At 43.9% G+C, this 7,725-nt stretch carries 7 protein-coding genes and 1 pseudogene; 5 read left to right on the top strand and 3 right to left on the bottom strand.

Features of this window, described 5'->3' with window-relative positions; genetic code table 11:
* Nucleotides 1-54: 54 nt before the first annotated feature.
* Nucleotides 55-1,680 (bottom strand): annotated as a pseudogene (locus C7B77_RS18560) (mucoidy inhibitor MuiA family protein).
* A 192-nt stretch (nucleotides 1,681-1,872) separates the two neighbouring features.
* Between C7B77_RS18560 and C7B77_RS18555 the strand changes: the two are divergent.
* From C7B77_RS18555 to C7B77_RS18535, 5 genes are all read left to right on the top strand, one after another.
* Nucleotides 1,873-3,576 carry an HD family phosphohydrolase gene (locus tag C7B77_RS18555; RefSeq protein WP_219892197.1) on the top strand — a complete coding sequence of 568 codons (1,704 nt, stop codon included), beginning with the start codon at nucleotides 1,873-1,875 and terminating at the stop codon, nucleotides 3,574-3,576.
* Between the two features lie 191 nt (nucleotides 3,577-3,767).
* Complete coding sequence (locus C7B77_RS18550) at nucleotides 3,768-4,004, top strand: type II toxin-antitoxin system Phd/YefM family antitoxin (protein ID WP_106308115.1); 237 nt, start codon at nucleotides 3,768-3,770, stop codon at nucleotides 4,002-4,004.
* Nucleotides 4,001-4,384, top strand: coding sequence for a type II toxin-antitoxin system VapC family toxin (locus C7B77_RS18545; RefSeq protein WP_106308112.1), 384 nt, complete (start codon nucleotides 4,001-4,003; stop codon nucleotides 4,382-4,384). Before C7B77_RS18550 ends, C7B77_RS18545 begins: the two co-directional genes overlap by 4 nt.
* A 35-nt stretch (nucleotides 4,385-4,419) precedes the next feature.
* Nucleotides 4,420-4,878 (top strand): hypothetical protein, encoded by a 459-nt coding sequence (locus tag C7B77_RS18540; protein ID WP_106308109.1) that lies wholly within the window; start codon nucleotides 4,420-4,422, stop codon nucleotides 4,876-4,878.
* A 448-nt stretch (nucleotides 4,879-5,326) separates the two neighbouring features.
* Nucleotides 5,327-6,109, top strand: coding sequence for a class I SAM-dependent methyltransferase (locus C7B77_RS18535; protein ID WP_106308107.1), 783 nt, complete (start codon nucleotides 5,327-5,329; stop codon nucleotides 6,107-6,109).
* Nucleotides 6,110-6,238: 129 nt separating this feature from the next.
* On the opposite strand, the gene fabG is transcribed toward C7B77_RS18535, so the two are convergent.
* Both fabG and C7B77_RS18525 read right to left on the bottom strand, forming a co-directional pair.
* Complete coding sequence (gene fabG, locus C7B77_RS18530) at nucleotides 6,239-6,985, bottom strand: 3-oxoacyl-[acyl-carrier-protein] reductase (protein WP_106308104.1); 747 nt, start codon at nucleotides 6,983-6,985, stop codon at nucleotides 6,239-6,241.
* Nucleotides 6,986-7,180: 195 nt separating this feature from the next.
* Complete coding sequence (locus C7B77_RS18525) at nucleotides 7,181-7,717, bottom strand: tetratricopeptide repeat protein (protein WP_106308121.1); 537 nt, start codon at nucleotides 7,715-7,717, stop codon at nucleotides 7,181-7,183.
* Nucleotides 7,718-7,725: the final 8 nt, after the last annotated feature.

The raw sequence follows: 7,725 nt of genomic DNA, 5'->3' as shown, positions 1-7,725 counted from the left end.
CATTACCCATTACCCATTACTCATTACCCATTACCCATTACCCATTACCCCTTCTTAAATATCCAACCCTTGCACCCGCACGCCTTCGGGATGTTCGATCGAGAATTGATAGGTAATTTCGGTTTTTTTATTAGCTGGTAGATCGAGTTCCCATGCCAATCGACCTAATTCTCCCGGTTGAATTTGCGGTGCGATTTTGAGTAGTTTTACTTTAATTTGTTCGGTGCGGCTGTGGGGGATGAGATCGCTAATTTGGATATGAGTAGGTGTATTGAGTAAATTTGTCACAGTGAGCCGATAAGCATATGTAATCCGGCGATTGCCAGCCAGGAAAGTTTTATCGACTTGGCGTTCGCTCAACTCTCGATCGATTTTAATTCCTTCATCGATACCTAAATTAAGCTTAAATTCCTGTCCGGGTGCGGTATTTTCTAAATTGCTAGTACCGACAAACACATCATCTCTAAAAATATTTGCCTTACCTGGTAATAATGTCGCACCGTCGGCGCGATTTTTGGCTTTGGTTTGTAAGTAGGCAAAACTTACCAATCTCGGCATGGCAATATATTCAAATTGGCACGGGAAATTGTCGTTAAAAATCGTCACTTTGTGCGGATTGCCATCGCTGGGAATATTGCCACCACCGCCGAGCTGAAATGTCACTACGCTGCCCTGTTGGGATACTTCCGCAACGACGGTTTCGGCGATATATTCGATCGGTTCTTCCGTTCGCTCGAAAGCAGCCATCGTCGCCATCATTGGAGCAGGAGCAGCCGCCGAAATTTCGAGCATGTCTGCTGATTTGGATGCGATACTTCTTTGACGCATCATCGTTGGTGCTGGGATATCGATATACCAAGGATCTAATTTTGGCGGAAGAGTGCCCAATCCTGGTTTGGCGGTGGAGAGAGTCAGACTGACATTCGTCCAATCTTCACCTGTGGTTTGGAATATTTCGGCCAGATAATTGAGTTGAATGGTTTTACTCGTACTTTGGACGCGCAGATCGTAGAGTGGCGTCCAATGCGCGCGCGTGACGACGTAGCTCAATTCTAGTTGAAAGTCGCCAGCTCCAGCGGGTTCGATGGCGATCTTTACCTCATAACTCTCTTTGCTATAAGGTGTCTCGACTTCCTCTAGTTGCAACCGCAAGCTCTGAAGCTGCTTATCGATTTGTTGCTGCTGCTGGCGCAAATCTTCCCCTGCAACGGCGTATTCGTTGGTTTTAGTCCCTATGAAGTCCAGGAAGTTTTGAGTGTCTTCTAGGCCGATTTGCTGGCGGGCTAGACTGCGGGAAAATGATTCTTGAGTCTTCTCGCGCAAGCCTTGAATGAAGTTGGATTGGAGTTTGAGAGTATCGATTTGCGACTGAATGCGGCGTTTGTCGGCTCCTAAGCTGTCGATGTGAGCTGTCAGTTGGGCGATCCGCTCGGCAACGGGTTCGGTGGTATATTGGCGATCGGTAGTGACGCCCTGAATTTTGACGCCCACGCTACCTTTACCACTGACGCGAATGGATTCTGGATCGAGCGTGGTGGGTAAGTTGCTCGCAGTCAATTCGCGCTCTGTGCCCATCAAACTAATTTGCCCTTAACGAGTGACTAAAGCGCGATCTGTATACACAGTTACGGCCACAATTTGGGTATCGAGGAGATTTTGGTTATCGATCGTTAGCGGCATATTAGTGGTAATTTTAGCAATATCTTTGGGCTTGATATAATTAAAAGGTAAAAATCGCCTAAATCACTCGTCACGATCGTTATAGCTCGCCACAGACGAGACTACTTATAACGATCGATGTCCCACCACACTAAATAGACTTAGGGTAGAATCTAATCAACTCGCGAGCGAAGCTGTCTACATCACAAATCAATGGTGAAAAGTTCCAGTCCTAAATTTATTCACGGAGATAGCAGCTTGGCCGATCTGAGGATGACATCGTTAGATTCATTTACCAGTATCGCCGCCGAACGGAGAACGATCGAACAATTATTATCGATCGGGACGGCACTATCAGATTGTCTTAATTTAACAGAATTGCTCGACTTAATTTTATCTAAAAGTCGGGAAATTACTTGTAGCGATGCGGGAAGTGTCTATTCGATCGATCGCACTCACGGCGAGCCAAAGTTGATTTTTAAAGCCGCGCAGAATGACTCGCGCCCCCATATTTCGTTCCAGTCGGCGAGTCTCCCCCTAAATTTAGAAAGTCTGGCGGGATATGTGGCAATTACAGGGGAAAGTCTGAATATTCCCGATGCTTATGCACTGGGTAGTAACGTCCCTTATAAATTCGATCGCCATTTCGATCTAGAGTTTGATTACCGCACGGTGTCGGTGCTGGTAATTCCAATGCAAAATCGCGAAGGCGAGACAATTGGCGTGTTGCAATTGATCGATCGCAAGCTCAAAGCAGATATCCAAATTACGCCCGAAAATGCGCTTTCGGTGACGCAACCCTATTCTGAGTGGGAACAGCAAATCATTCGCTCGCTGGCTTCTCAAGCGGCAATTTCGATCGAGCGCAATCATCTTTTAGAAAGTATCGAGGAGCTATTTGCCGGATTTATTACCGCCTCCGTACAAGTCATCGAAAGCCGCGATCCGACTACCGCTGGACATTCCGAGCGCGTTGCCAAATTAAGCGTGCGGCTGAGTCAGGAAGTCAATAGTGTCGAATCTGGAATTCTCGCCGCGCTCCGGTTTAACGATCGTCAGATCCAAGAAATCCGCTATGCAGCACTCCTCCACGACTTTGGTAAAATTAGCATCCCCGAATCGATCGTCCAAAAAGGCAAAAAACTCTATCCCCATCAACTTACCGAACTCAGTCACCGCTTCAATCTGCTCCGCCGCACCTGGGAATTGGAATTTGCCGAACAAAAATGCGCCTATTTATTAAATCCGCCGCTAACAGATCGCCATCAAGCAGGCGATAATTGTCTCCATTGCCGCCATTTACAACAGCTAGATCTCGAATTGCAAGCCAAACTCGATCGCTTACAATCTTATTGGGAATTACTCAATAAACTCAATCAACCCGACGTCGTACTCACGATCGAATTCGCCGAAAAATTAGATACGATCGTGACCGATCTTCAGCAATTAGCCCAATATACTTATCGCGATCTCGACGGCAATTTACAACCGTTACTCACCCCCGCCGAAATCGAACAACTGCTAATTCCCAGAGGTTCGCTCACCCCCGCCGAACGCTTGGTAGTCGAATCTCATGTCAGTCATACTTACGATTTCTTACGCAAAATCCCTTGGACGAAACATCTCCAAAATGTCCCTAAAATTGCTGGCTCCCACCACGAAAAATTAGACGGTAGTGGTTATCCCAGAGGCTTAACTGCGATCGATATTCCCGTCCAATCGCAGATTATGACGATCGCCGATATTTATGATGCTTTAACAGCTAGCGATCGACCATACAAACCGCGTTTATCACTCGATCGAACCTTAGCTATTTTGCATCAAGAAGCCACCGCAGGTAAAATCGAAAGTAACCTGTTAGAGCTATTCGAGCAGCGTCAAGTCTACTCAGTTTTAAGCGATTTGAATCCTGTCTAAAAACAAGCGACCGCGTTGGCGTAGCCTGCCGTGACACAGCGTCTCGTTACGAGAATCGTGCGATCGGCCAAAAATAATGAGAAGATAATTCACGATCCTGTATTTACAATAGGATAATCATATATTAACGATCGAGATAGCGATTTTAGCGTAGAAGACAATCAAAAAAATAAAATAGAGAGGAACGACTGATGGTAAATGTAACTATCGATGAAATTCAACACGATCCGCTCAAATATCTCGATCGAGTAGAAGCAGGTGAAACGTTAGTCATTATTAAATCTAATAAAGCGATCGCTGAGATTAAACCTATTACCAGTAGCAAACAACTACGACCGTTTGGTTTATGTGCGGGTGAGTTTACCGTTCCAGATGATTTCGACGCTCCTTTGCCAGAAGATTTGCTAAGTGCATTTGAGGGCAAATGAGAATCTTGCTAGATACACATATATTTCTATGGTTTATCAGTGGAGATATTCAGTTAGCAACAGATGTTCGGGATGCCATTCGAGATCCAGATAATGAGGTTTATCTCAGTGCTGTTTCAGTGTGGGAAGCCATTGTCAAGCACCAGTTGGGTAAGCTACCCTTTCCAGAACCTCCTGAAACCTATTTGCCAAGACAGCGCAATCTTCATCAAATTCTTAGCCTCGATCTCGATGAAATTAGTGTGACTCAATTAGCTAAATTACCATCATTACATCGCGATCCATTCGACCGAATGCTTATTTGTCAAGCCCTACAAAATGGTCTGACAATTGCAACGGTAGATGCCGCAGTGCGGGCATATCCAGTCAGTGTTATTTAGCAATACACACTTTCATATCTAAAAAATACACTCTCATGAGCGATCGGATAAAAGTCAAAGGTTGTGTCAAAAAAGGGTATGGAGTCGCATCGGGACAAGCTGGAAATCCCCGCTTTCCGCAAGGGACGATCGAAATGCAAAAACCCTTTTTTCGCGATCGCGGACTGGATCTGAGCGGATATTTTCCAGGCACTATTAATCTATCGATCGCTCCATGCAAGTATGCAGTCAAACAGGCCAAATATACATTTAAACAGGTAAAATGGTCGCCAAACGATCCTGCCGAAGACTTTTCATTTTTTGATTGCCAGATTTTACTAGCGGTCGATTTAGTATTAGATGCTTTAATTTACTATCCACATCCCGAAACCAAACCCGAACACTTTCAATCGCCAGATATTCTGGAGATCGTGGCACCTTTTTTTAGCAATTTAGCATACGAAAACGAACTAATTATTACCGTCAGTAGTCAGCAAATAAATATTGAATGCTAGATATTAGCGAGATAGTCTATCTGGCTAAAAAGTTGGATCTCAATTCGAGCGTTCGATCGAGAGACTTGCTGCGAAAGTCAGGGGATCGGCAATTGGAAATGGCTAGATCCAGCGCGTGCGGCTAATTTTGGGTCTTCAACTACAGTTAAATACTTAGATGTCGATGTTGAGGAGTGCGATCGAATATACATCGAAATATTTTGAAGCTTGGTATACTTACATCTAATAAATATCAATAATTGCGTCTTTACCAGTCGCTCGATTACTTGAATCTGTGAGTGAAAGTATGGAAATTAGGTAACTGGGTTTAATTAAATCTCAAAGATCGACCATGCATAATAACGTTGCAGTGACTGAGTTTCTCATCGCTCAGTCTAGTTTTGTATGGATTTTCTTTGACGCTACCTAATTACAATCGAGCGATTTCAAAATTTATACTGCTATTGTCATGACATCATCTATTAGTAACAAAGATTTATTTGGTAGCGTTGAGTTTTCGACTTGGATCGAAATCGAACATATATTTGCAGAAGAAAAATATATGATTCAAAAATATCTTCAGCCACACCTAAAAACAGTTGAAGCAGGTACCAATGGCGGTAGAATCCTGCTGAATATGAAAGAAATGGGGTTTACCGCTCTAGCTGGATACGATAACGTTCCAGAATTAATCGAGGCGGCGATCGCTAGAAATCCCGATCGAGATATTGATTTTCAAGTTCAAGATGCAGTGCAATTGTCTTATCCAGACGATAGCTTCGACCAAATTCTTTACTTGCAACAGATTCTGTGTTTGCTTGAATCCGCAGATAGATTGAAAGCAATGCAAGAATCTTTGCGGATTCTCAAGCCAGGTGGAATCGGCTTATTTTCATTCCTAAATTTTGAGTGGCGCAGCTCGAAGTTCCCATTCTCACTATATGTAGCATATCTCAAAGCACTGCGAAAATTGAGAGGCGACACTTTGAGTATTCAATATTTACCGTGGATAGTGCTCGGTGGTAAATTTAATCTTCAATCGACACTACTAGATCGATCTCCTTATGTCTATTGGTATCGGATTTCAGAAGCCTATGCCGAATTAAAATCTGTCGGGTTTGAGATTGTCGGTATTGGCACTATCCCACAAATCCTCTCAGGTGACTTAAAAACTACCGATACCGAATTATTAACCGAACAGACTTTTGGCACTTTGTACATTGCCGTCCAAAAGCCATCATCAAGCAGCTAGCTCGGTAGAAAAATCCAGCAATCTCTCGATCGATCGAACCCCTAAGCCTAAAAGATACTCGGAATTATCGATCGAGAATCGGGTTGGCTATCGAATCCAATCTCCAAGAAGTGGAGATTGGATTGCTGACTACGCCATTACCATTCCACCATCGACATTAAATGTCTGTCCGGTAATATATGCCGCCGCCGGATCTGCTGCCAAAAATCTTACCATTCCCGCAACTTCTTCGGGTTTTCCGTATCTCCCGAGCGGAATGAATTGCAAAATCCCCTCCGCCTTGAGATCGTTAGTCATGTCGGTGGTGATAAACCCTGGTGCTACCGCATTGACAGTAATTCCCCGCGTAGATAATTCCTTGGCTACTGTCTTGGTAAAGCCGATAACACCAGCTTTAGCCGCACTGTAGTTTGCTTGTCCGGGATTGCCCATTTGTCCGGCTACTGAAGCAATATTGATAATTCTGCCCGACTTTTGTTTGAGCATGATTTTACTCACCGCACGGGTGCAAGAAAATACGCCTGTGAGGTTGGTATCGATCACGGCTTGCCAATCCTCTAACTTCATCCGCAACAGCAGCGTATCGCGCGTAATTCCTGCATTGTTGACGAGCACATCGATTCGTCCCCATTTATCCATCACCGTACTGACTAGTGCGTCAACTTGCTCCGGTTTGGAGACATCCGCACCAACAGCAATTGCCTCACCACCACTACCGATAATTTCAGCGACCAATTTATCGGCAGCACCGCTAGAACTAGCATAATTGACGGCGACTTTCGCGCCAACTTGCGCTAGTTGTAATGCGATCGCGCGACCGATTCCTCTCGATGCACCTGTCACGATCGCCACTTGTCCTGCTAATAAATCTGACACTCTAAAATCTCCCTCTAAAACAAATGTAATCTGTCTATTTAACCATTAATAATTAACCAGGTAAATAGGTGCAAATATTTATTAAAGAGAAAACATCTGAAACCTATTTTGCGAATATTATCTAGATATCTATGCTAGTAGAGTGGGCACTGCCCACCCTACCTAAATAGTTATCAATTATCAATTATCAATTAATTACTTGCTGACGACTAAGCGACGGCGCAATGACTCACTCCGATGTTTGGCAGTTTCATTATTTGGCTCTAGTTTTAGAACCTGTTCGTAAATAGCTAAGGCTTGAGATGTGAGTTTTTTCTGCTCGTAGGCATGGCCGAGATTATTCATCGCCATCACATATTCTGGTTCGAGTTTGATGGCCTCTTTATAATTGCGGATAGCCAGATCGTACTGTTCTTGACCGAAATATGCATATCCCAAAGCATTATAGACAGGAGCCATTTCTGGTACTTCTGACTCTTCAAGCTTAATGGCTTTCTTAAACATAGTTAGTGCTTGGGCAAACATTCTCTTTTCTAGATAAATACTGCCTAGCTCGTAATATTCGGGAATAGTACCGCGCTCGGTTTTGAGTTTTTTCTCTAATTGAGTGAGAGTACTTTCAATTCTCCGAGTCTTCAGAATTTGTCTGAGCACAAAGAATGCTGCAACACCTAAGATCGATAAGAATGCAGCTAGGTAAATAATTAGTAGATTGTTATCTGAAAAGTCCATTGTTAAGC

This window comes from Chamaesiphon polymorphus CCALA 037, assembly GCF_003003845.1.
Lineage (GTDB): Bacteria > Cyanobacteriota > Cyanobacteriia > Cyanobacteriales > Chamaesiphonaceae > Chamaesiphon > Chamaesiphon polymorphus.
Note: the sequence above shows the minus strand (reverse complement) of the source record. Positions and strands in the feature narration are given on the sequence as shown.